Raw genomic sequence first — 20802 nt, forward strand, 5'->3', positions numbered from 1 at the left:
ATTTTAGGGAGGAATGGTTACAGTAACTATAAAGATTATAACCCTTAGGAGGATAAATAATGGACAATACCCATGAATTTGTAGAGAAACTGCACGATACCCAAAAGAAAGCGGAAAAGAACAAAAAACATGGCAAAGGAACTCCAAATGAAAATTTACCCACCAAGCAGCACGGCACAAATAAATAGAACTTAAATGATTCAAAAACAAACAACCCGCCTAATCCAAAGGGATTGACGGGTTGTTTGTTCATTATCTGTTGTTATTTAATCAATTTAGCTACACTTACAGCGACTTTCTCCATCTGCGCTTTGTTCAGGGCCTTATCCGGTGAACTAATCGTTACCGTCCGGTCATCCAAGCTAAAGCCTAACATCAGGTTATCTGTGGAAGGGCTGTACCACTTCGCTTTCGTTCCGTTGGAGAGTTGTACTTCTTGGCTGTCATAGCCGGCAGAATAATCTCTAGGTGAAATTACTACTCTCATATGCTCGAACAAGAAGCTTATACCGTCATCGGACGCGACTACTTTTTGGAAGGCATCCCCCTTAACCATTTGGTTCGGGGCATACGCTTTTTCAAAGCCCTGAAAACTTCCGAAAGCTGTTAGTATAGCTTGTTTTTGTGCTGCGCTGTACTCTACTGCTTCCAGATTACTAGTGGACCCTGTATTTGTGCCAGTTCCAATTACTACTTGATGGGTTGCGGCATTATAGGTTATAGGAACCTTCAGAACATCGGCTAAGGCGCGAACTGGCAGGTAAGTTGTATCCCGGTAGGTGATAGGTGCTAATGCATTCCCTTTATTATCAACCGGAGTATAGGATGAACCGTTAATTGTGAACCCGATGCTGTGATTCAGGAAGGCACTTATCTTTTCCATACTAGTTCCTGCATATACACCCGCCGAACCAGTTGCCGTCATCCCGAACACCATTGTCGCTATGATCATCTTCTTGTTTTTCAATATAATCGTCTCCTCTTATTTATAGTTTATCTGGCTTACTGCTTAATTCAATTTAACCATTAAGTTGTTTCCAACTTGTATCCACCATGTAAATAAGTGCACACCCCTATAAACTCCATAAAAAATAATGAAAGTTAGTTGACAATGATTTGAAAGGAATGGTACTTTATAGATAGATGTTCTTTATAAAGAACATAATTAAGCGAAATATAGAGTTATTATAGCCAAAACAGTCTCAAAATAGGAAAAGATGTACTCATTTAAAGAACGCTTGGGGGACTAGGATGAGCGCAATTGCCGGTATATACCACCTACAGCACGGCATCATAGATCCTGAGGAAGGTTCTCTTATGATGGACGCATTGCAGAAATATCCTGCAGACCGGGTACTTACCTGGCAGGATAGGGATGTCTTCTTAGGTTGCCATGCACAATGGATTACACCTGAATCCATCCACGAAGTTTTGCCCTATTACGATACTGAGAGGGGACTGGCTATAACATCAGACGCGATTATTGATAATCGCACCGAGTTGTTCGAGATGCTACAAGTACCTAGATCCGATCAACTATCTATACCCGACAGTCTTCTTATTCTTCTGGCTTATGAAAAATGGGGCAATGAATGTCCTTCTTATTTAGTAGGGGACTTCGCCTTTATGATCTGGGATGAGAAGAAACGCTCATTATTCGGTGCAAGAGACTTTTCGGGCAGCCGAACTTTATATTTCCATCGCTCCTCACGGCAGTTTTCATTTTGCACCGCAATCCATCCTTTATTTACTCTGACCGGAGTTCATAAAGTGCTGAATGAACAATGGGCCGCGCAATTTCTAGCGATTCAAACGGTAACGGATTCCGTAGATTCTTTTTCAACTATATATGAAGGTATTGAACAGCTTCTCCCCTCCCATTCGATAACCGTTGCCAACGGAACGGTCAGTTTCTCCCAATATTGTAGACTATATCCTCAGTCCCAGATTCGTCTGAGATCAAACGGTGAGTATGAAGAGGCCTTTCGGGATGTATTCGGTAGAGCCGTCTCGGACCGATTAAGAACCTTTCATGAAGTGGGAGCACATCTGAGTGGCGGTCTTGATTCCGGTTCCGTAGTCAGCTTTGCGGCGAAAGAGCTTCGCAAGAGAGGTAAACCATTACATACGTTCAGTTCTTATCCGGTGGATGGATTTAACGATTTCAATTTGCCCCGCCGGTTTGCAGATGAACGTCCATATATCCAATCAACAATAGACCATGTAGGCAACATGGAGCCGAACTTTCTAAACTTTCCAACAATGAACCCATATTCGGAGATCGATGATTTACTGGATACGATGGAAATGCCGTATAAGTTTTTCGAGAATTCCTTTTGGCTAAAAGGAATCTACGAGAATGCGGCGGCCAAGGGTGTTGGCGTTCTGCTCAGTGGGCAAAGAGGGAACTTCACCATTTCCTGGGGTCCGGCGCTTGATTATCAGGCTAAGCTGCTTAAAGAGTTCAAGTGGATTACTTTTTTTTGGGAAAACAGACGTTATTATCAAACCACTCATGCTAACAAGAAGCAGGTACGGCAAATTGTCGGCAAGAAGGTCTTTCCGCCACTGGCCCGTTTTATTGCTCCAGATGATGAAGAACCCTTTCCCATCCTTATACATCCGCAATTTGCCAAACAAACAAATGTGCAAGCGCGCTTGCAAGAATCAGGAATTGTGAAGTGGGGCTCTGCTATGAGCGCTTACGATGTTAGAAGAGACCACTTCATCCAACCCCACTTCTGGAATGTTAATGGAACGGTAGCAACCAAACATTCGCTTAAATACCGCATTTGGGACAGGGATCCAACCAATGATTTACGCGTGATTCGCTTCTGCCTGTCAGTACCGGAAAATCAGTATGTACAGGAGGGTGTAGATCGTTCCCTTATCCGCAGATCTATGGATGGACTCTTGCCGGACAAGGTTCGACTAAATCGTAAAACACGGGGTGTTCAAGGAGCCGATGGTGTTCACCGTATGCTTCCGGAATGGAACCATTTTGTCCTTGAGGTTAAGTCCATGATTAAAGATTCCAACACCTCTTCTTACTTGAATACAGATGTGCTGAGTGAGTGCCTGAACCGAATCGGCTCAACTCCCGCTCCAGACATCATCTATAGCTTTGACTTCCGTGTAATTATGCGGGGATTAATCTTTTACCGCTTTATGCAAAGGATGATGTAACGCAGGATTACTTGAAAGGAGGTGATATATATGAAAAAAGAATACAGCAGACCTTCTCTCGAAGTGTTGGATGTAAACATGACCCTGTTGGGTCCTGGTAAAGCAAAACCGGATTCCGTTCAGGATGATCCGGATGAAATCGTAAACTTCTCCTAGGATTTAACCTACATTAGCCCTTATGTCCTTATCTACATGAGGATATAAGGGCCATCTTTTAAACACAGAAGTGGTGTGCGAAAACGACTCAATGGAGTGAGGCTTATGACAAATACAGCACAACGTCTCTCATATAAAGCTTTCGGATTACAAATTAACAGTGAATTTCCTTTGCCTGAGCTGCCCACTTGTGACGATCCGGGTATTCTAGGAGCGATATCGGTAACCCGTGAGGAATTATCCTCTAAATGGCAGGAAATCCCGAAGCTAAGCTCTCATATTGGTGTTTCTTCTGATCATGAGGTAATGTTCCAAGTTCCGGAAATCGCTATATTCTCTATACGAGATGGCCATTCTATCGTTGTATCTCCATTTGCAGCGGCTGATGAAGACTGTATCCGGCTATATATTTTAGGAAGCTGTATGGGCGTGCTCCTGATGCAAAGAAATATCCTTCCTCTTCATGGAAGCGCAATTGTAGTGAATAACAAGGCATACGCATTATTGGGTCAGTCAGGCGCTGGTAAATCTACGCTCGCCTCTTATCTCATGGATCAGGGCTACTACATGATTAGTGATGATGTCATTCCGATCATGTTAACGGAGGGTGTTCCACTGGCCATTCCAGGCTATCCTCAGCAAAAGTTATGGGAACAAAGCCTGCAGCATCTGGGTCTGCAATCCTCTGAATATCGTCCTCTTTTTAAAAGAGAGACCAAATTCGCCGTGCCGGTGCATAATCAATTTCATAATGAGCCGCTGCCGCTTGCAGGAGTATTTGAACTCGAAGTTAAATCAGAAGGTTCTGTAGCGATTGGACCGATCCAAGGTCTGGAAAAGTTCAATACGTTATTTAATCATACCTACCAAAAGCTAATGATAGACCGCATGGGGATCAGGGAGTGGCATTTCAGTACTCTTGCCCGGTTTGTAAATCGTCTGCCGATGTATCGGTTAAGCCGTCCTGCGGATGGTTTCAGCGCTCCCCGGCAAACTTCTCTTCTATTAGAAGCTATTTATGAAGGAGTGGATCAATGATGCGCAAAATAACAACATTACACCCAAGCGATATTGTCGTTCAAGCTGAAGGTAATATTGTAAGCGATATGGATGGCGAGAAGGTCATGCTAAGTGTGCAGAAGGGCAAATACTATAACTTGGGCGAGGTAGGCGGAGACATTTGGAATGCTCTCAGCAAACCTGCAACTGTGGCAGAGATTACAAGTACGATAGAAAGAGCCTATGAGGTCAAAGCCGATATCTGTCAGCAGGACGTGATTTCCTTCCTACAGCATCTTCTAGATGAGGAATTAATCACGTTGTTGGATGCCTGAATGAATACTCTGCGGAAATTCCGGCTGCTGTTTACTTTTGACAGCAAAACGCTTTTTACATTTACCGAAGCCCTTCTGCTTCTAGGCTGGGCACGATTTCTTCTACTCTTCAAATTTGCTACCATCGCTCCTTATCTTGGAACAAAGTCTAAAGAAACGGATGCAGTCTCCAAGGATGAAGATATTCAACCTATCAAACATATTATCAGCGCCATACATACTGTAGGCGGACATACACCTTGGGAGAGCACTTGTCTGATAAGGGCTATTGCGGGAATGAAAATGCTGGAGCGAAGACGTATTGACAGCACACTTTATCTCGGAACTTCCAAGGATGAGAACGGAAGCATGATTGCTCACGCATGGCTTCGCAGCGGCCCTTATTATATATCCGGAGCGGATGTTATGAAACGCTTTGTGGTCGTAGAAAAGTTCGCCAAAGAGGCTCGAACAGACTGATCGGGGTGTGACTATGAAATCTATCATGCATTATGTTAAGCAACTGCATGCATTTTCAGGAATCAAGCTTTATCTGAATATGATCGGCATGGTCATCAGCGGTCTGCTGGAAAGTGCAGCGATTCTATTATTAGTTCCTATGCTGGGTATGGCGGGAATTCAGCTTGGAGGGACAGGCAGCAGTTATAACTTCAATATATTTAATAAACTGCAGCAAATGCCCCAGGCTTCCGCTTTATTAGTTGTGCTTAGTATCTATCTGGCCATTGTCATGAGTCAGAACGTCATTACCCGAATAATTATGATTCGGAATGTAAGTATTCAACAGGATTTCAGCCGCAAGCTAAAGTTTGAGGTATACAGTGCCTTGCTCAGGGCCGGATGGCCTTTCTTCCTGAAGAAGCGCACCTCGGATCTGGTTAATGTGATGACTACTGAATCTGCACGTGTAGTCAGCGGTATTAGCTCCTTTCTGCAGTTTATCACTTCCTTACTGTTCACTCTGGTGCAAATCGGCTTCGCCTTTTGGCTCTCTCCCCAATTGACCTTGGTCGTTCTTGGGTGCGGCCTCGCTTTATCCTTGTTCTCCCGCAGGTTTATCCGCAGCGCGAAAAAACTGGGCAGCCGCACTTCACAGCTTGCACAGACTTATCTGGCCGGCATTACGGATCAATTGAATGGAATTAAGGATATTAAAAGTAATAATCTCGAGCCTTCCCGATTAGATTGGCTGCAGAAAATGACTTCAGGGATGAAGGAAGAACAGCTGCAATACATAAAACTTAGAATGAACTCACAGCTTCTATACAAGATGTCGTCGGCTCTACTGATCGCTTCCTTTGTTTTCTTTTCCTTTCAGTTCTTGCACATGGACGGACCTTATCTTCTGTTGGTCATCCTTATTTTCGCCAGATTATGGCCCACATTTACAACTCTGCAGTCCCTTCTTGAGCAGTTGGCTTCCTTGATTCCCTCCTTTAAGAATCTGCAGCAGCTTCAGGAAGAATGCCGTGATCACGAAGAGCAGGGCTTAGGTCCACACAACCATCTACCGGTGACTCCACTACGTATGAAGCAAGGTTTAGAGATAAGAGACATCTCCTTTCGTTATCATCCGCAAGCTCCTGAATATTCCTTACAGGATATTAATGTGTACATTCCAGCTAACCGTATGACAGCAGTTGTAGGCCGTTCAGGAGCCGGAAAAAGCACCCTTATCGATCTGCTAATGGGTCTGATGCAACCTGAAACCGGAGTAATCCTTGTAGACGGAATGCCAATCACAGGTAGTAACTTACTCCCCTTTAGACGTTCGATCGGTTATGTTGCGCAGGATCCCTTTCTATATAATGCAACTATCCGGGATAACCTGATGATGATTAAGCCTGATTCGAAGGAAGACGAGCTATGGGAAGCTTTAGAGTTCGCATCCTCGGCTGATTTTGTACGTAGGCTGCCTGACGGAATGGATACCTTAATCGGTGATCGGGGAGTACGGTTATCCGGAGGAGAACGTCAACGTCTAGTCTTAGCAAGAGCTATGATTCGAAAACCTTCGATTCTGGTTCTAGATGAAGCTACCAGCGCACTGGATACGGAGAACGAAAAGAATATCCAGGAAGCACTCGAGCGCTTGAAGCATTCCATCACCATCATTGTGATTGCCCACAGGCTCTCAACCATCCGCAACGCGGATCAAATTCTAGTTATCGACGGTGGCCATGTTGTGCAGCAAGGAAAATTTACAGGTCTTGCCTCCGAACAAGGTGGGGTATTTAGCAGTCTGTTGAGTAATCAGGAAGAGGCTATGTAGATAGTTCTCGGCACTGTCTCTTCCTATGAAGCAATTAACGGAGGTATAATCTATGATTGGTGAACGCATTCAAATGCTTCGTAAAAAGAATAACTACTCCCTGACTGAGCTTTCTGAAAGAGCAGGCGTCGCGAAGTCTTATTTAAGTTCCATTGAACGCGGGATTCAGCAAAATCCTTCTATTCAATTCCTAGAAAAAGTAGGATCGGTATTAGGTATTACTGTAGAGGAATTCCTCCACAAGGAGAATACAGCAGATAATAAGGATCCTATTGATATGGAGTGGACGGCTCTTGTCAAGGAAGCTATGCATTCCGGAGTTAGCAAAGTGCAGTTCAGAGAGTTTCTGGATTATAATAAATGGAAGCTGAAGCGTGATTAAAAAAAACGTCTCATCAGTAGAATTCTACTTTAGAGGCGCTCTTCTCTTTTCTCTATTCTCTTTTCTTCAATTTGCTTGTTCCCATTCCTCCTTACTATAACCGCTCGGGTTAGCTAACTGCCACCTCCAAGTATCCTCGCACATTTCCCATATATCCTTCTTCGCACTCCATTGCAGTTCACGATTTGCCTTAGAGGCGTCCGCATAACACACCGCTATATCTCCAGGCCTCCGCTCAGTCAAAGCATAAGGGATTCTGCGTCCTGTGACATCCTCAAATGAAGTGATCATCTCCAGTACACTCAGACCTTTACCGGTACCTAGGTTATATACATCCACTCCTGCGTGATTCATTATCCGCTCCAGTGCTTTAATATGCCCCTTCGCCAAATCCACGACATGAATATAGTCTCGAATCCCCGTTCCATCTATAGTAGGATAATCACTTCCGAACACATTCAGCTGCTTCAGCTTACCTATCGCTACCTGGGATATATAAGGCACAAGATTGTTCGGAATACCATTTGGATTCTCACCAATTCTCCCGCTTTGATGAGCTCCAACCGGATTAAAATAACGTAGAATAGAAATGCTCCAGCGAGGATCGGACAAGGCTAAGTCTTGTAGAATTTCCTCTATCATCTGTTTCGTACGTCCATACGGATTAGTAGCGCCAATAGAGGCATCCTCTTTGATCGGAACGCTCTCCGGTGCGCCGTAAACAGTCGCCGAGGAGCTGAAAACAATCTTGAATACGCCGTGCCGTTCCATCGTCTCACATAAGCATAGTGTGCTTAAAACATTGGTGTGATAATACTTAAGAGGAAGCTGTACCGATTCACCTACCGCCTTAAGTCCGGCAAAATGAATGACTGCATCAATGCGGTGTGCAGCAAATACGTTGTTCAGGGCTTCCGCGTCCAGTACATCCAATTCATAGAAGGTAAACGACTTATTGGTGATTTCTTCAATCCGTGTTATGGCCTCCGGGTGGCTGTTAATAAAATTGTCTACACTTACAATCTCATATCCTGCCTCCAGCAGTTCAACTGTCGTATGACTGCCAATGTAGCCGGCACCTCCGGTAATTAAAATTGCCATTGAAATCAACCTCCATTATTTAAATTAGGTCTAATTTTCACGGTAAGCTTCCCCAGCATGGTTTTGGCTATACCTACCAGGTACTCGAACTCTTCTTTCCGATAGAACACGAGAACGTAGAAGATATTAATAGAAGTAAAAACAATCAGCGCTTTGGCTATCAAGTGCAGAAAAGTATCCGCTTCAATGAATCCACCTGCCAAATCACCAATGACAAAAGCGCTTATGCCTACCAAAACGTAATAAGTATACTTACGATAATGATCCGCAACAGACTGATGAAACACCTTCTTATAGACAAGATAAGGGGTGGTCCAAAAAGGCATGGCCATCGAGCTGATCAAGGAACCTATAAACACTCCCTGAATACCGATGGATTGGACAAGAACAATAGAAATAATGAGGCCGATTGCCGCTTGAATTAAGGGTACAAATCGGTCTTCATGAAATATACCGGCCGTTGTTTTTACCGTCGAAATGGGGTTCCGCATCCCCCTCTCAAAAAACAGCAGCAACAGTATTACCAATACCCCATTCGACATTAGGAACGACTTCCCGATCCACAATGAGATGAAAGGCTGAATCAGAATATACAAAAGAATTGTTAATAAAGAATACAGCCAGAAGGTAAGCAGCAGCATTACTTTATAAACGCTGTATATCTTCTCTTCGCTCTCGCTGGATACGAGGTTACCTACACTGTGATACAAGTTACCGAAGACTTGGTTAATAAACGTCCGAGCGATATCCACCAGCATCTTATAGTTGGAATACAGTCCGACAGCAGCAACGCTAACGAACGATGAGATGAGGATATTCTCGGTACCCAACACCAGATAGCTGCCGACATTTTGCAGGACAATGGCCTTGACGTTCTTAATAATTCCGCCTTTGGTCTCCGCATCGAGCTTCCCGGTAACTTTTTTCTTTAAATAAGGGTATTTCTTATTAGCTATGGTTGTTAACGTTATGGCTGTTGTTATTGTGATGAAGCTGTCTATGATGAGGAACATAATGTAATTCGCGGTATAATACAGAATCCCAATTTTGAGACAGGTAGATATAATAGAAGAAACCGAAAAGGCAACCGTTACGATATAGCCCTTTTGATTGACGTTCAGAAATGAGTTCTTGTAGGAGAAAAGGTAAGGGGTCACCGTATTAATGAGAAAGATAAGATAAATGAGATGTAAATTCTCTATGCTTGTATCCTTAACAATGGTATTTAAAAAAGGGAGCAGCGACAGGCCCAGCAAAGTAACTACTAAGGCAATAACCAGATAGGCGCTTCTGTACAACCGCATCAGTCTGTTGATTTTCTCGTAATCATTGTCCGCGATAGGTTTATACAAGCTGTACATGATGCTGGTACCAATACCCGCTTCTGCCAGTGTCAGCATCATCAATATGTTGGTGAACAAGCCATTAACACCGAGGTACTCAATCCCTAAGGAATTAATAAATACGGTTCTGGAGACAAAACTTAACATCGTGATAATTAACTGGTTACCAATCCCTGCGGTTATGTTGATCAGCGAGTTTTTTACTCTCATAGGCATCCCTTCATCTTATAAATCCATTATTATTCTGTAATTCTTCCACCATCTGTTTCTTGCTCTCCGAAGAAATATTCCCTCTAATTGTGTATGAGTGATCATATTTCCGGCTTTCAACCAATTGGTCTTGGCATTTATTAATGTAGGTTTCTACTCTAGAGATAACTTTAGCCGGATTACCTGCCACTACATCGCCTGCCGTAACGGATTTGGTAACTACGCTTCCGGCGGCAACAATACAACCCTTTCCAAGAGTGACATTGGGCATAATAATTGCTCTTGCACCAATAAATACGTCATCCTCGACAACCACTCTACCGATTCTCGTGAAACCTATCAGTCTTTTTGAGCTAGCATCATGAGCAAGCAGATAAGCTTCGGGCGCAATCGTTACATTATTTCCAATTTCTATGAGCCAGCAATGGGAATAATCGAAGACTACCCCCGGTTGAATAGATGGATTGTTGCCGACTACCATACCCATATTGAGGTAATCTTCAAGCCATAACTCCTCTAGGAGCATCTTTCTTATCCTCGCTCTTAACCAATTGAATAATTTGATCATCAACTTCCACAGCCCTCTTATGGATTGTCCGAATACAGAATCCTTGCGTAAAAGGCAACACATTAAATAGTGAGGAATACACACCGATGTCTTTGGTGTCACCCTGTGAGAAATCAACGGCTCCGTTCCTGCGAGTAACCTTCATTAAGTAGTTCACGGCCTGGTCAGCGCTTTTGTCACAATCCTCGCTTAATTCCTCTATGGAGGAGGCATGGAGCATAAACCAACCTAGTGTTGCTGTGGCAGAAGAGTCACTTCTAGACTCGGAACGGGTCGCTGTCCAGTTCCAATTCCCTTCAGGATTTTGCAAAGGCAGTACAGAACGAGCAAACTTTATTACAGAGTCTTTCAGTGTCTCCTTGCATTCGTGGTGATCAGGAAGTTCCCTCCATGCATCAATCAAACCGATAGCATACCAGCCTAATCCCCTTCCCCAGCCATAAAGACCAAGCGGGAAACGGGTCTTAATATGATAAGCATGGCAAGGTATGTACTGCTCATTCAGCATTCCGAAATGTTCATACGCCTTAATTTGCTTAACCGCAAGCTGCACGCATTCCGGTTTGTTATACTTCAACCCGTACGAAATCAGAAACGGACAGATAAAGCCGATTGTATCTACATAACGATAATCCTTCATCCACTTTCGATATTGGACGGTACCGTCTTCACCGATATGCTCCTGAATTAACTGCCACAACTTATCCATGGCCGGCTTGTAATGCCCGGAATCTACTACAGTTTGATTCATGACAGCATAGGCTAGTATGCCGACATCCACATGGTCCGGGTTAACCTTCCAATCTCCGCTTTCCGAAAATTTGGAACTCAAGTATTGTCTTATCGATTTGGCAGACCGTTTATCTTCACGGTGCCGCATGGATTCGTTAAGACCCAGTAGAATGGCTGCCTCCTGCCAATGTTGAATGGCCGACTTGGAGTAATTCCCTTGGAGCATATCGAGTACAATTAACCTTGTATGATCCGTCACCTTGATCTTTGGCGTCTTATTCAGCCATACAATTCCTTTATCCGTTATAGACTGCCCCCATACCTGCCTATTGGTAAACCTGCCGATATGAATGCGGCCCAGCCAATCCCCGGCAATCGGAACAACATCTATAAGCAGGACGATAACGGCAATGAGTAATAAGATTCCTGCTATGGATTGGATGATCACAGCTATTCCTCCGTTCGGTATTACTGCACTAGTTGATATATCTTTTCAACTTCTGATTCTGTATTCAGATCCTCTTCCGCTAAGTTCCGAGCAAACTTACTACTAAGTTCTTTATCATCAATTAATCTGCGAATGCCCTCAGTAAGGCCTTCAGGACTCATGTCTACGATCAAACCGTTGTAATGATCCTGAATTTGATCCTTGGCTGTGGAAAAATCAGTTACGATTATAGGCTTGCACATAATTTTCGCTTCATCTATAGCAATGGATTTCCCTTCGAATCTTGAAGACTGTACGTAAATGTCCGCTTCCTTGATATAGGGATAGGGATTCTCCTTAAGCCCAAGCAAGATGAAATTTCTCTGCAGCGAGTATTCGGCAATCAGCTTCTCCAAACTGCTTCGTTCCTCGCCTTCTCCAATCACGTACCAACGAAGATCATAACCTAGGTCCACCAAGCGCCGGCAGGCCTCAACCGCCCATTCGAATCCTTTTTGAAAGGTCAATCTTCCTATAGATAATAGCTTGATTCCTTCAGGGTGACTCCAGTCAGCCTTCTCTGACGACATTTTATGAATGAGCTCCGGGGAAACAATATTCTGAATCACCTGCACTTTGGAAGATAGATCGGGAAAACGATTCTGTAATACAGTCCCGCACTCCACCGACACGGTAACCAGATAATCCAAACTTCGGAAGTAGAATTCGTCGATGGTAGGGTCCATGCCCAGCTTGTCATAATCGTTATGAATAAAGCCTATCTTTGTGGTGGCATTGGTTTTCTCGATAACATAATATATAGGGCTCTTCTCCATAAAACCGATGGCTGCATCATAACGTTTGGTTAGACGCGGCAGTGATTTGGATAAATGCTTCCATACCCGCTGCTCTCGAACCGCCGGATGGGTTTCTGTGCGAAAAATCAGCCCGGCACGGATGCGGTGTATCGCGAGCCCCGGTTTTCTTTTATTCAAACTATCCTTAACAGCCGCCATGACAGGCATATCATAATGCCTATAGAATTCAGGTTCCTCCAAGATATGGACTTGCTCAGGGACCCTGCTAAAAAAGAGCCCTTCATGCTTGAAAAGAAATAAATCGACCTCATATTTGGAGTAATCCAGACTTTGAAGCAGGGAGATCAGCGACTTCTCAGCACCACCGCAATTCAGATTACCCATAACGAACAGGAGCTTTTGCTTCATCGGAATTCCACCTATACCAGCAATTTGTAGAACTTATGGATTTCCTCTTCGGTACCCAGTGACGATTGTGCCAATCTATCGGTGATTCTGGCTCTAAGTGCTTTATCCTGAATCAACTTCTCAATGCCTGCTGCAACAGCCTCTGCATTCATATCGACAATCAAGCCATCCACACCGTCCTCAATCTGATCCTTGGCTGTGCTGAAGCGGGTTACAACAATGGGTTTACTCAATATTTTCGCTTCATCGATCGCAATTGATTTCCCTTCAAATCTGGAGGTTTGAACATAAAGATCCGCCTTCTTCAGATAGGGATACGGATTAGACTTCAGTCCGAGCAGTGTAAAATGATTCTCCAGTCCACTGGCTTGGATCAAGTCTGATAATTTCTGTCTTTCCTCCCCTTCCCCAATAATGGCCCAATGAACAGGATATCCTTTATCTACAAGCTTCCGACAGGCTTCAATCGCCAGTTCAAATGCCTTTTGGGTATGCAACCGTCCGATGGATAATATGGAGATTTCCTCATCCTTGGTAGCCGCAGTCTCATTTTTACTCTGTTCAGCTAGCTGTCTAATAACCTTTGGAGAAACAATATTATGAATGACACTGATTTTCTCACGCTGATGCGGAAAACGGTTCTTTAATATGTCAGCACACTCTTCTGAGACGGTAACAATATGATCCAGCTGCTTGAAATACGAAACATCGAAGTTAGGATCCATTCCCAACTGGTCATAATCAATGTGAATCCATCCAACCTTTGTATTTGCTTGTACCTTATCGACACTAAAGTAAATAGATGTTTTCTCCATAAACCCAACCACAGTATCATAAGGCTGTGCCAAAGATTCAAAAAAGACGGACATATGCTTCCAGCTATACTGTTCTCTGAGAGCAGTCGATCTGAACAGCCTATTTTTCAGTGCAAACATAAACCTATGGTAGGCAAGGCCAACCTCGCCCTTCAAAAGCAATTGTGACATAGACTTCCACAACGCCAGGGTGAACTGCTGATACTTATCCGGCAAAGGCAGCAAATGGACATGCTTCGGAATAAACTCCATAAAAAGCCCATCATGGTTTAATAGAAACAAATCCACCTCATACATTTCATAATCAACCTGACTCAGCAGATTAACCAAGCTTCGCTCACCACCGCCGGAGCTTAACCCGGGCATAATAAACAGCAGTTTTTTTCTCATAGTCACCTCATGCCAATTCTCTTAAGTATTCCACTGCTTGATAAGACATTTGTTTGATCTGCGGTATGGCCTGCTTCAGTCTGTCTCGGATCTCTTGCTCTTCCCGCACCATTTCCTCAAATTTAGAGGCCAAAAGTTCACCCGAAGAGATTTCCTCGATACCAAGCACCAGCTTCTCCTCACCGAACAGATCTGTGGCGATTCCCTTTGATTTCACGCTGTATCCCAGCACTATAGTGGGAACCAGATTGGAATACGCAGCAATCGTCGCATGAGTTCTTGCGCCTATGAAAAACCTCATTCTAGCAATATAGCCCTTGTATTGCACAGCCGTAAGGTTGCCCGGCAGCAGAATTACACGACCTGTATGCTTGAACTCCCGATAATATCCATTCAGAACATCAAAGTCATTGTTGCCATCTTCAATGACGTGAGGAGTCAGGGCAATCGTCATATCCGTAGTTCGCAGTATATGGCTGATCAGTTCCCGAATCGCCCCCTTGGATTGTTGATTTCGGTTCATAACCAAAGGACTGAAATTAAGGCCGATGGTATTCCCCTCCTGCCACCCTATAGGAAGAGCTAACTCTATCTTTTCCATGGTAAATGCCGGATCGGCTACTAATCTTACATTCGTAAGTCCCTTATTCTTAAGCATGTTATAGGTCAAGGTCTCCCGGGCCAGAATGAGGTCAAAGAGCTTCAAATCCTCCAATTTACGGGGGGTAATATCTTCCTCACCGATGGAGCAGCCCCATAGCACCAGCTTTTTCCCTTTTTTCTTAATTCTTCGATTGATTTCGTACCAGCCCGGCTGCTCACCGTAACAGTAGTTGTCTCCCCCAATTGACATACAGACATCAGCCAGTCCAATACGTTTTATGACGTTGTGATGAATTTGACCGAGAGCATATTTCTCATCCTTGAACAGCCTTACTCTTAGCAATGACATCAACCATTGGGGTGAATATTTGGAGATAGGTATTGCAGAACCGTCATAGATATGATCAAGTGTGCCGATGATTCGATCCGTATCCGGTCTATCGGATAACAAGAAGACCTTAGCTCCACCTATTCCCTCTTTGATAATTCCTGTAGAGGAGCGGACAATGGCCTCGCATCCCCTATTCAAGCTGCCTCCATGAGCGAACATCATGATTCTCACATTGCTTTCCTCCCCTGCGATTGGTTACGGATTCTGCTGTAAAGAATAGCCAGATAAATACCGCCGACTTGCCTTCTGCGCATCATTCCAATAATCCACTTGTGATATCTGCCCAGTGAACTAAATTCTGCCTCGTAGTACAAAGGAAGCGAAGCCTGTATCTGTTCATTGTTTACTACACTTCTGATGTAGGCGTATCGCGTTCTGAAATCAACCTCACGGGTTGGCTCCATATAAATATGTAGAATGGCTAAAGCCGAATGAATGAGCCTTATGGATTTGAGTCTTCCAATATCGGCATTTTCAAGCTTAACAACATAAGCATCGGGTAATACGGATTGGTAAACCTCTAACGCTCTTTTGAAATAGTCTTGCTTCACTATGTTTCTTGTGGCACTCCCAGGGGTCTCCCGATAGTGGTATCCGGTATAGTCCATATATTTGGCTCTCTCCGCAACACAGAAGAAGTTCATATTGAACATCCCGTCTTCCCCTAAGGCCACTCTCTCCGGAAAAACAATGCCATGCTCTATTAATGTTTGTCTCTTGTATAGCTTGCTGCAGGCTGTATTGCAATTATCGTTTTTGATAAAATAGGGAAGGATGTCCCGCTTGATATCTTCTTCCTGAAGGACCGCTTCCACGGGGAAAGGGTATCTGGTAATGACAGTATGGAGTCCGAGTTCACTCTCAAAATTGGAAATCACCACATCGCAATGATCTTGTACGGCAGCTAAATAAAGAGTTTTGAACATTTCTCTCTCCACGGTATCGTCTGCATCCACAAAACCGATGTATTCTCCCGAGGCTGCCGTCATGCCTGTGTTCCTAGCTGTACTTACCCCCTGATTATCCTGATCCACCAGAACCATTCGCGAATCCTTCGCTGCATATTTCTTAAGAATACCTAAGCTCCCATCCTCAGAACCGTCATTTACAAATACAAACTGGCATTCGTGAAGACTCTGGGAAAGAAGAGAATCTATACACGGAATCAGATACTGTTCAGCATTATATACGGGGATGATAACACTCACCTTATATTGCACTGAGAACAGCCTCCTCCCTTTCGCTGATCAAGCCATAGAGCTTCTCCAATTCATAGGTGTTGCTATGATCAGATCTGCTGCAATGACCGGAGAGCCTTTGGCGCAGGTCCGCATTCAAATACAAACGCTCAATGCCTTGGACAATTCCTTCTACTGAAAGCTCTGTAATGGAACCATCTAATCCATCCGTAACCTGACTGGGTGCTGTGGAGTAATTGGTGATCAATATCGGTTTCCCTAAAATTTTGGCCTCAGTAACTGTCACAGCCTTGCCCTCATAGCGCGAAGGTTGAACATATAAGTCACATGAACTCATATATGGGTATGGGTTGGTTTGTTTACCCAGCAGGATAAAGCTGTCCTCCAAATGATGCTCAGCTATCATCTCTTTCAACATGGCCTCATCATTTCCATACCCGACAATGTACCAGTTGATCTTGTCATATCCCTTGTCTTTCAAGCTTCTTAAGGCTTTTACAGCAAGGTCGAACCCTTTCTGATAAGACAATCTCCCCACGGTAACCAGTTTGAAGTTAGGGTCATCCACCATGGGGTTAGGGTTCTCTACCTCTTTATTTGCCATTATTCTAATGAAATCAGGGGATGTAATATTCTCGATCACAACCACTTTCTCTTCCAGTGACCCGTATTTCTGCAGAAAGGAGACTTTGCAGGCTTCCGACACCGCGATAATATAATCAAATTTGCTCCACATTTTAAAATCAGCCTGGATATCCGTTTCTATCGTTAAATAATCGGTATGAATCCATCCGATCTTCAGCTTGGCTTTCACCTTATCGGCCACAAAGTAATGAGGCCATAAATAACTGATCGCAACGTCATACTCCTGTTGAAGCTTAGGGAGGTAAGGCAGCACATACTTCCACATCAGCTGCATTTGATAATAGCCGGGTTCAGGTATCTTCCGGATTCTTCGGATATATTCCGTATGGATTTTTGCCAAAATACGTCCCATCGCGATGCGGTAGTGACCTTCTCTCAATGATTCCTGTATTGTTTTTCGAAAGGTTGAATAGGCGGGCTGCTCCTCCAGCAAGTTCACTTTCGGGGAAAGCAAGTCCAGAAAATCACCCTGGTGGCGATAGAGCATCAGATCCACATCATGGTTGTCATAGTCAAAATGCTCCAGCATGCTGGCAAGGCTTCTTTCCACCCCTCCCACTTCCATATCATATGAGGTGATCAGTATCTTCTTCATCCTTGCCCTCCAATCGTCTTCCTCCACGCCCATAAGATCGGCCTCAATGGAACATAGAGAAAATGTAGACTTTTCGGTAACGGTAACGTCTCCGCATCCTCCGGGTACGGAAATAGAAAGCTCAGAACGAACAAGAACTTACGACTAAATGTCAATAATGCGAATTGATGCCGCTTATGATAACTCTCTACTTCAGGTGGAATAGGAGGTGAATGCAGATTAACCATCCGTTCCAGATAAAATAGGGCTTCTTGCGCCAATCGTCTGGACTTGCTGGTACTCTCCATAGGCTGTAGCTGAGAATCTATCGAAACAGATAGCAAACTTGAAGTAAGCGCCAGCGCCTGTCCTCCAATGTAATAATAATGATGCTTACGGAGAAGAGCGATAAGCTTCGGAGCGGTAAGCGGCTGTAGAAGCAGCTGCTTAATATCCAGCAGCCAACGTATTCTCGACCAACCATGTCTTGCTCCATGGGATACAAGAAAGAGGAACAAATCTTCACGTCCCAAATAATAAATGGGGTGCTTGGTTAAACTGCTTGTTCTTCTACGCTTCCACAAATCGGGAAATGCCGGTTCTTTAGAAGGAGCAGGGTTAAGCCTCCAATGAAGTTCAACCTTGATACCCTTCCCGGAATGAAAGAATACAATATGATGATGTCTCCACTTCCAATCATTCAAAACGGTACGTATGTAATCATCTTTGAGATAACCCTGCTGAAGCAGGATTTCTTCTGCCTTTGACAAATCTTCAATAGAAAGAATCAAATCCAGATCGCAAGAGGTTCTAAGCGAGATATCCCCGTAAAGATCCTTAGCAATAACTGGCCCCTTTAAGAAAAGACAATCAATATCGTGTTCTGCAAACAGCTTGCCGACCTGTTCCATCTCACCGCTTAAATGAAGCATCTGAAAGGTGTTCTTGGTATATAAGTCATGCATTGTCCTAACGACCCAGGTTGGAACCCATATTTCGTTCATAGGCTTAAGCCGCCCATAAAGATAAGGGTAAACTCTATGATGCCGGGCAAGTTCTATAAAGATCTCCCAATCGGTCTCCCGGAACAACTCCGGTTGAGACTCAGGCAGATCATTAGGATTATGGTCTTCAGCAAGAAATGCAATCAACAGCCGCATTTCTTTTGATAAAGTACCAGTGCTAAGACCCAGAGCATTTCCCATGGGGTTTCTCCTCACTCTAAGCAGATAACGAACAAAGTTAATGCTTTTTGTTCTATTTAACGAACACAAATAAAGCGTAACACTCTATCTGGAAAGTTGTCAATTGATTGTTACAAAAAGCTACAAATTACACTGGCTCACCAGATGAATATGATATAGTTTGAGAATAGAAACGGGGGCTGATGGAGTTTTGGAAAAGATCATTGTATTCGGTGCAGGAGGCCACGCCAAAGCCGTAATTGATGTTATTGAGAAAGCAGGTTTGTACGAGATCATCGGAATACTGGACAGCTATAAGACACCAGGCTCCATAGTTTACGGTTATGAAATTCTTGGTGATGAGCAGGTGGTTTCCAACATGGGGGGCCAAATCTATGGCGGTATTATAGCTATCGGGGATAATTGGAGACGATCACAGCTCGTTAACCAGTTAACTTCCATACATCCGGACTTCAATTTCATTTCTGCTGTGCATCCCTCCGCCATGGTCGCTAAAGGCACTGTCATAGGACAGGGAAGTGTGATTATGGCCGGTGCTGTAATCGGCAGCGATACGATCATCGGTGATCATTGCATTCTTTACTCCCAAGCCTCGGTTGATCATGATAGTACGTTAGGAAACTTCGTGACCTTCGCTCCCAATACCGCTACCGGCGGAAATGTACATATCGGTGATTTCAGCGTGATCTCCATAGGTGCCAATATCATCCACTCTATTGTCATTGGAGAACATACAGTTATTGGGGCAGGATCCACCGTATTATCTAATATCTCGGACTACTGTGTAGCCTACGGCACTCCTGCCCGAATTGTACGTACCCGTCTGCTTGGGGAACGCTACCTATAGCCAATAGAGAATAGAGCGATAATGAAGATTAGCGGGACTGGGGAGAAACAGTCATTAAAGATTCCTCAATACAAGTAATCACTCTTTGCTGTTCACCCAGACTCATGCTGGAACCCGAAGGTAGGCACAGTCCGGTCTGGAATAACTGCTCGGATACACAAGATTCATCGTTATGGGAATAGAACAAGCTACCTGCGAATAATGGCTGCATATGGAGAGGCTTCCATACAGGCCGTGCCTCTATATTTTGATCCGCCAACGCCTTTAGCAACTCTGGCAGCTTAATTCCGTTTTCTTCCTCGTCAACAGTAAGGGCCGTCAGCCAGCGGTTTGACTTTGTACCTGCCAGCTCAGGCATGAAGTGGAGTCTATCTATCCCCCCGAGTGCAACCTTGTACCTATCGAATATAGCCCTTCTCGATTCCACCCGCTCATCCAGCACCTGCAACTGTGCTCTGCCTACACCGGCCAGAAGATTGCTTAACCGGTAATTGTAGCCCATAATGCTGTGCTGGTAATGCGGAGCAGGATCTCTGGCCTGAGTCGCCAGAAAACGCGCTTTTCTCAAGGCTTCCTCATCATTCGAAATGAGCATTCCTCCACCGGAGGTGGTGATAATCTTATTGCCATTAAAGGAAAAGATTCCGAATTTCCCAAGCGATCCGCTAGGCTGTCCTTGGTATGTAGACCCAAGCGATTCAGCAGCATCTTCAATAAGCGGAATATCGTACTGATTGCAGAGGGATAGAAGTTCATTCATCTTGGCACTTTGCCCATATAAATGCACTACGATGACGGCTTTGGGAAGCTTGCCTATACGATTAGCCTCTTCCAGAGCACGCTGCAGGGCGCTTGGAGACATGTTCCATGTATCAGGTTCAGAGTCTATGAAGACAGGCTCTGCGTTCAGGTAGCAGATGGGATTCGCACTCGCTACAAAAGTTAGAGTCGAGCAAAACACCAGGTCTCCCTTACCGACTTCAAGCAGCTGCAGGGCAATATGAAGGGCTGCGGTACCAGAGCTCAATGCCGCGGCATCCCGCACGCCCGAATAGTCGGCAATCTCTTGTTCAAAGGCATCTACATTGGGTCCAAGCGGAGCGATCCAGTTGGTCTCGAAAGCTTCATTTATATAGTATTGTTCTCTACCGCTCATGTGAGGCGGAGACAGAAAGATCCGATTATTGGTTGTCATA

21 protein-coding genes are annotated in these 20802 nt (G+C 44.3%); 9 read left to right on the forward strand and 12 right to left on the reverse strand.

All coding sequences use genetic code 11. The annotated features are described in order from the left end of the window. Positions 1-59: 59 nt before the first annotated feature. Positions 60-188: a DUF4023 domain-containing protein gene (locus PWYN_RS28620; RefSeq protein ID WP_084146640.1), complete on the forward strand. Its 129-nt coding sequence runs from the start codon at positions 60-62 to the stop codon at positions 186-188. Between the two features lie 74 nt (positions 189-262). Here the strand turns inward: PWYN_RS28620 and PWYN_RS07895 are convergent, their stop codons facing one another. Beyond that, positions 263-967: a hypothetical protein gene (locus tag PWYN_RS07895; protein ID WP_052087826.1), complete on the reverse strand. Its 705-nt coding sequence runs from the start codon at positions 965-967 to the stop codon at positions 263-265. 284 nt (positions 968-1251) lie between these two features. Here PWYN_RS07895 and PWYN_RS07900 point away from each other — a divergent pair, with 284 nt between their 5' ends. The 7 genes from PWYN_RS07900 (at position 1252) to PWYN_RS07930 (ending at position 7330) form a co-directional block, all read left to right on the forward strand. After that, complete coding sequence (locus PWYN_RS07900; protein WP_036650162.1) at positions 1252-3186, forward strand: asparagine synthase-related protein; 1935 nt, start codon at positions 1252-1254, stop codon at positions 3184-3186. 30 nt (positions 3187-3216) lie between these two features. Continuing rightward, positions 3217-3342: a paeninodin family lasso peptide gene (locus PWYN_RS29165; RefSeq protein ID WP_036650165.1), complete on the forward strand. Its 126-nt coding sequence runs from the start codon at positions 3217-3219 to the stop codon at positions 3340-3342. A 105-nt stretch (positions 3343-3447) separates the two neighbouring features. After that, the gene (locus tag PWYN_RS07910; RefSeq protein WP_036650167.1) at positions 3448-4380 is read left to right on the forward strand and encodes a phosphoenolpyruvate carboxykinase (ATP); all 933 of its coding nucleotides are present in this window, start codon (positions 3448-3450) and stop codon (positions 4378-4380) included. Next, the gene (locus PWYN_RS07915; protein ID WP_052087990.1) at positions 4380-4676 is read left to right on the forward strand and encodes a lasso peptide biosynthesis PqqD family chaperone; all 297 of its coding nucleotides are present in this window, start codon (positions 4380-4382) and stop codon (positions 4674-4676) included. The genes PWYN_RS07910 and PWYN_RS07915 overlap by 1 nt, the downstream gene beginning before the upstream one ends. Further along, complete coding sequence (locus PWYN_RS07920) at positions 4677-5135, forward strand: lasso peptide biosynthesis B2 protein (protein WP_036650171.1); 459 nt, start codon at positions 4677-4679, stop codon at positions 5133-5135. 13 nt (positions 5136-5148) lie between these two features. Continuing rightward, positions 5149-6948, forward strand: coding sequence for an ABC transporter ATP-binding protein (locus PWYN_RS07925; RefSeq protein WP_036650173.1), 1800 nt, complete (start codon positions 5149-5151; stop codon positions 6946-6948). 52 nt (positions 6949-7000) lie between these two features. Further along, entirely contained in the window at positions 7001-7330 is a 330-nt protein-coding gene (locus PWYN_RS07930; protein ID WP_036650175.1) for a helix-turn-helix domain-containing protein, read from the forward strand. Between the two features lie 66 nt (positions 7331-7396). Here the strand turns inward: PWYN_RS07930 and galE are convergent, their stop codons facing one another. From galE to PWYN_RS07980, 10 genes are read right to left on the reverse strand one after another with little or no spacing between them, the layout of a single operon-like run. Beyond that, positions 7397-8431, reverse strand: a complete 1035-nt coding sequence (galE, locus tag PWYN_RS07935; RefSeq protein ID WP_036650178.1) for a UDP-glucose 4-epimerase GalE — start codon at positions 8429-8431, stop codon at positions 7397-7399. Between the two features lie 5 nt (positions 8432-8436). Beyond that, positions 8437-9984, reverse strand: a complete 1548-nt coding sequence (locus PWYN_RS07940) for a lipopolysaccharide biosynthesis protein (RefSeq protein WP_036650180.1) — start codon at positions 9982-9984, stop codon at positions 8437-8439. Between the two features lie 10 nt (positions 9985-9994). Next, positions 9995-10510 (reverse strand): acyltransferase, encoded by a 516-nt coding sequence (locus PWYN_RS07945; protein WP_036650182.1) that lies wholly within the window; start codon positions 10508-10510, stop codon positions 9995-9997. After that, positions 10485-11732, reverse strand: coding sequence for a glycoside hydrolase family 88 protein (locus tag PWYN_RS07950; RefSeq protein ID WP_052087828.1), 1248 nt, complete (start codon positions 11730-11732; stop codon positions 10485-10487). The genes PWYN_RS07945 and PWYN_RS07950 overlap by 26 nt, the downstream gene beginning before the upstream one ends. Before the next feature lie 20 nt (positions 11733-11752). Beyond that, entirely contained in the window at positions 11753-12937 is a 1185-nt protein-coding gene (locus tag PWYN_RS07955; RefSeq protein WP_036650184.1) for a glycosyltransferase, read from the reverse strand. A gap of 11 nt (positions 12938-12948) precedes the next feature. Beyond that, a complete protein-coding gene (locus tag PWYN_RS07960) occupies positions 12949-14142 on the reverse strand; it encodes a glycosyltransferase (protein WP_036650186.1) in 1194 nt (397 codons plus the stop codon). 7 nt (positions 14143-14149) lie between these two features. Next, positions 14150-15307, reverse strand: coding sequence for a polysaccharide pyruvyl transferase family protein (locus PWYN_RS07965; RefSeq protein WP_036650189.1), 1158 nt, complete (start codon positions 15305-15307; stop codon positions 14150-14152). Continuing rightward, positions 15304-16356 (reverse strand): glycosyltransferase, encoded by a 1053-nt coding sequence (locus PWYN_RS07970; RefSeq protein ID WP_036650192.1) that lies wholly within the window; start codon positions 16354-16356, stop codon positions 15304-15306. Before PWYN_RS07970 ends, PWYN_RS07965 begins: the two co-directional genes overlap by 4 nt. Further along, positions 16346-17575, reverse strand: coding sequence for a glycosyltransferase (locus PWYN_RS07975; protein ID WP_036650194.1), 1230 nt, complete (start codon positions 17573-17575; stop codon positions 16346-16348). The genes PWYN_RS07970 and PWYN_RS07975 overlap by 11 nt, the downstream gene beginning before the upstream one ends. Further along, positions 17572-18759 carry a nucleotidyltransferase domain-containing protein gene (locus PWYN_RS07980; RefSeq protein ID WP_036650197.1) on the reverse strand — a complete coding sequence of 396 codons (1188 nt, stop codon included), beginning with the start codon at positions 18757-18759 and terminating at the stop codon, positions 17572-17574. The genes PWYN_RS07975 and PWYN_RS07980 overlap by 4 nt, the downstream gene beginning before the upstream one ends. A gap of 190 nt (positions 18760-18949) precedes the next feature. On the opposite strand from PWYN_RS07980, the gene PWYN_RS07985 reads away from it, so the two are divergent. Then, positions 18950-19606, forward strand: a complete 657-nt coding sequence (locus PWYN_RS07985) for an acetyltransferase (protein WP_036650199.1) — start codon at positions 18950-18952, stop codon at positions 19604-19606. Between the two features lie 28 nt (positions 19607-19634). Here PWYN_RS07985 and PWYN_RS07990 read toward each other — a convergent pair whose 3' ends face one another. Beyond that, complete coding sequence (locus PWYN_RS07990) at positions 19635-20801, reverse strand: DegT/DnrJ/EryC1/StrS family aminotransferase (protein ID WP_036650201.1); 1167 nt, start codon at positions 20799-20801, stop codon at positions 19635-19637. Between the last annotated feature and the right edge of the window lies 1 nt (position 20802).

Source organism: Paenibacillus wynnii (genome assembly GCF_000757885.1).
In the GTDB taxonomy this organism is placed as follows: Bacteria; Bacillota; Bacilli; order Paenibacillales; family Paenibacillaceae; genus Paenibacillus_AQ; species Paenibacillus_AQ wynnii.

Excerpts from the sequence above, each read along its gene's own strand:
- PWYN_RS28620 (WP_084146640.1), top strand. The coding sequence starts at position 60 with ATGGACAATACCCATGAATTTGTAGAGAAACTGCACGATACCCAAAAG.
- PWYN_RS07900 (WP_036650162.1), top strand. The coding sequence starts at position 1,252 with ATGAGCGCAATTGCCGGTATATACCACCTACAGCACGGCATCATAGAT.
- PWYN_RS29165 (WP_036650165.1), top strand. The coding sequence starts at position 3,217 with ATGAAAAAAGAATACAGCAGACCTTCTCTCGAAGTGTTGGATGTAAAC.
- PWYN_RS07910 (WP_036650167.1), top strand. The coding sequence starts at position 3,448 with ATGACAAATACAGCACAACGTCTCTCATATAAAGCTTTCGGATTACAA.
- PWYN_RS07915 (WP_052087990.1), top strand. The coding sequence starts at position 4,380 with ATGCGCAAAATAACAACATTACACCCAAGCGATATTGTCGTTCAAGCT.
- PWYN_RS07920 (WP_036650171.1), top strand. The coding sequence starts at position 4,677 with ATGAATACTCTGCGGAAATTCCGGCTGCTGTTTACTTTTGACAGCAAA.
- PWYN_RS07925 (WP_036650173.1), top strand. The coding sequence starts at position 5,149 with ATGAAATCTATCATGCATTATGTTAAGCAACTGCATGCATTTTCAGGA.
- PWYN_RS07930 (WP_036650175.1), top strand. The coding sequence starts at position 7,001 with ATGATTGGTGAACGCATTCAAATGCTTCGTAAAAAGAATAACTACTCC.
- galE (WP_036650178.1), bottom strand. The coding sequence starts at position 8,431 with ATGGCAATTTTAATTACCGGAGGTGCCGGCTACATTGGCAGTCATACG.
- PWYN_RS07940 (WP_036650180.1), bottom strand. The coding sequence starts at position 9,984 with ATGAGAGTAAAAAACTCGCTGATCAACATAACCGCAGGGATTGGTAAC.
- PWYN_RS07945 (WP_036650182.1), bottom strand. The coding sequence starts at position 10,510 with ATGCTCCTAGAGGAGTTATGGCTTGAAGATTACCTCAATATGGGTATG.
- PWYN_RS07955 (WP_036650184.1), bottom strand. The coding sequence starts at position 12,937 with ATGAAGCAAAAGCTCCTGTTCGTTATGGGTAATCTGAATTGCGGTGGT.
- PWYN_RS07960 (WP_036650186.1), bottom strand. The coding sequence starts at position 14,142 with ATGAGAAAAAAACTGCTGTTTATTATGCCCGGGTTAAGCTCCGGCGGT.
- PWYN_RS07975 (WP_036650194.1), bottom strand. The coding sequence starts at position 17,575 with ATGAAGAAGATACTGATCACCTCATATGATATGGAAGTGGGAGGGGTG.
- PWYN_RS07980 (WP_036650197.1), bottom strand. The coding sequence starts at position 18,759 with ATGGGAAATGCTCTGGGTCTTAGCACTGGTACTTTATCAAAAGAAATG.
- PWYN_RS07990 (WP_036650201.1), bottom strand. The coding sequence starts at position 20,801 with ATGACAACCAATAATCGGATCTTTCTGTCTCCGCCTCACATGAGCGGT.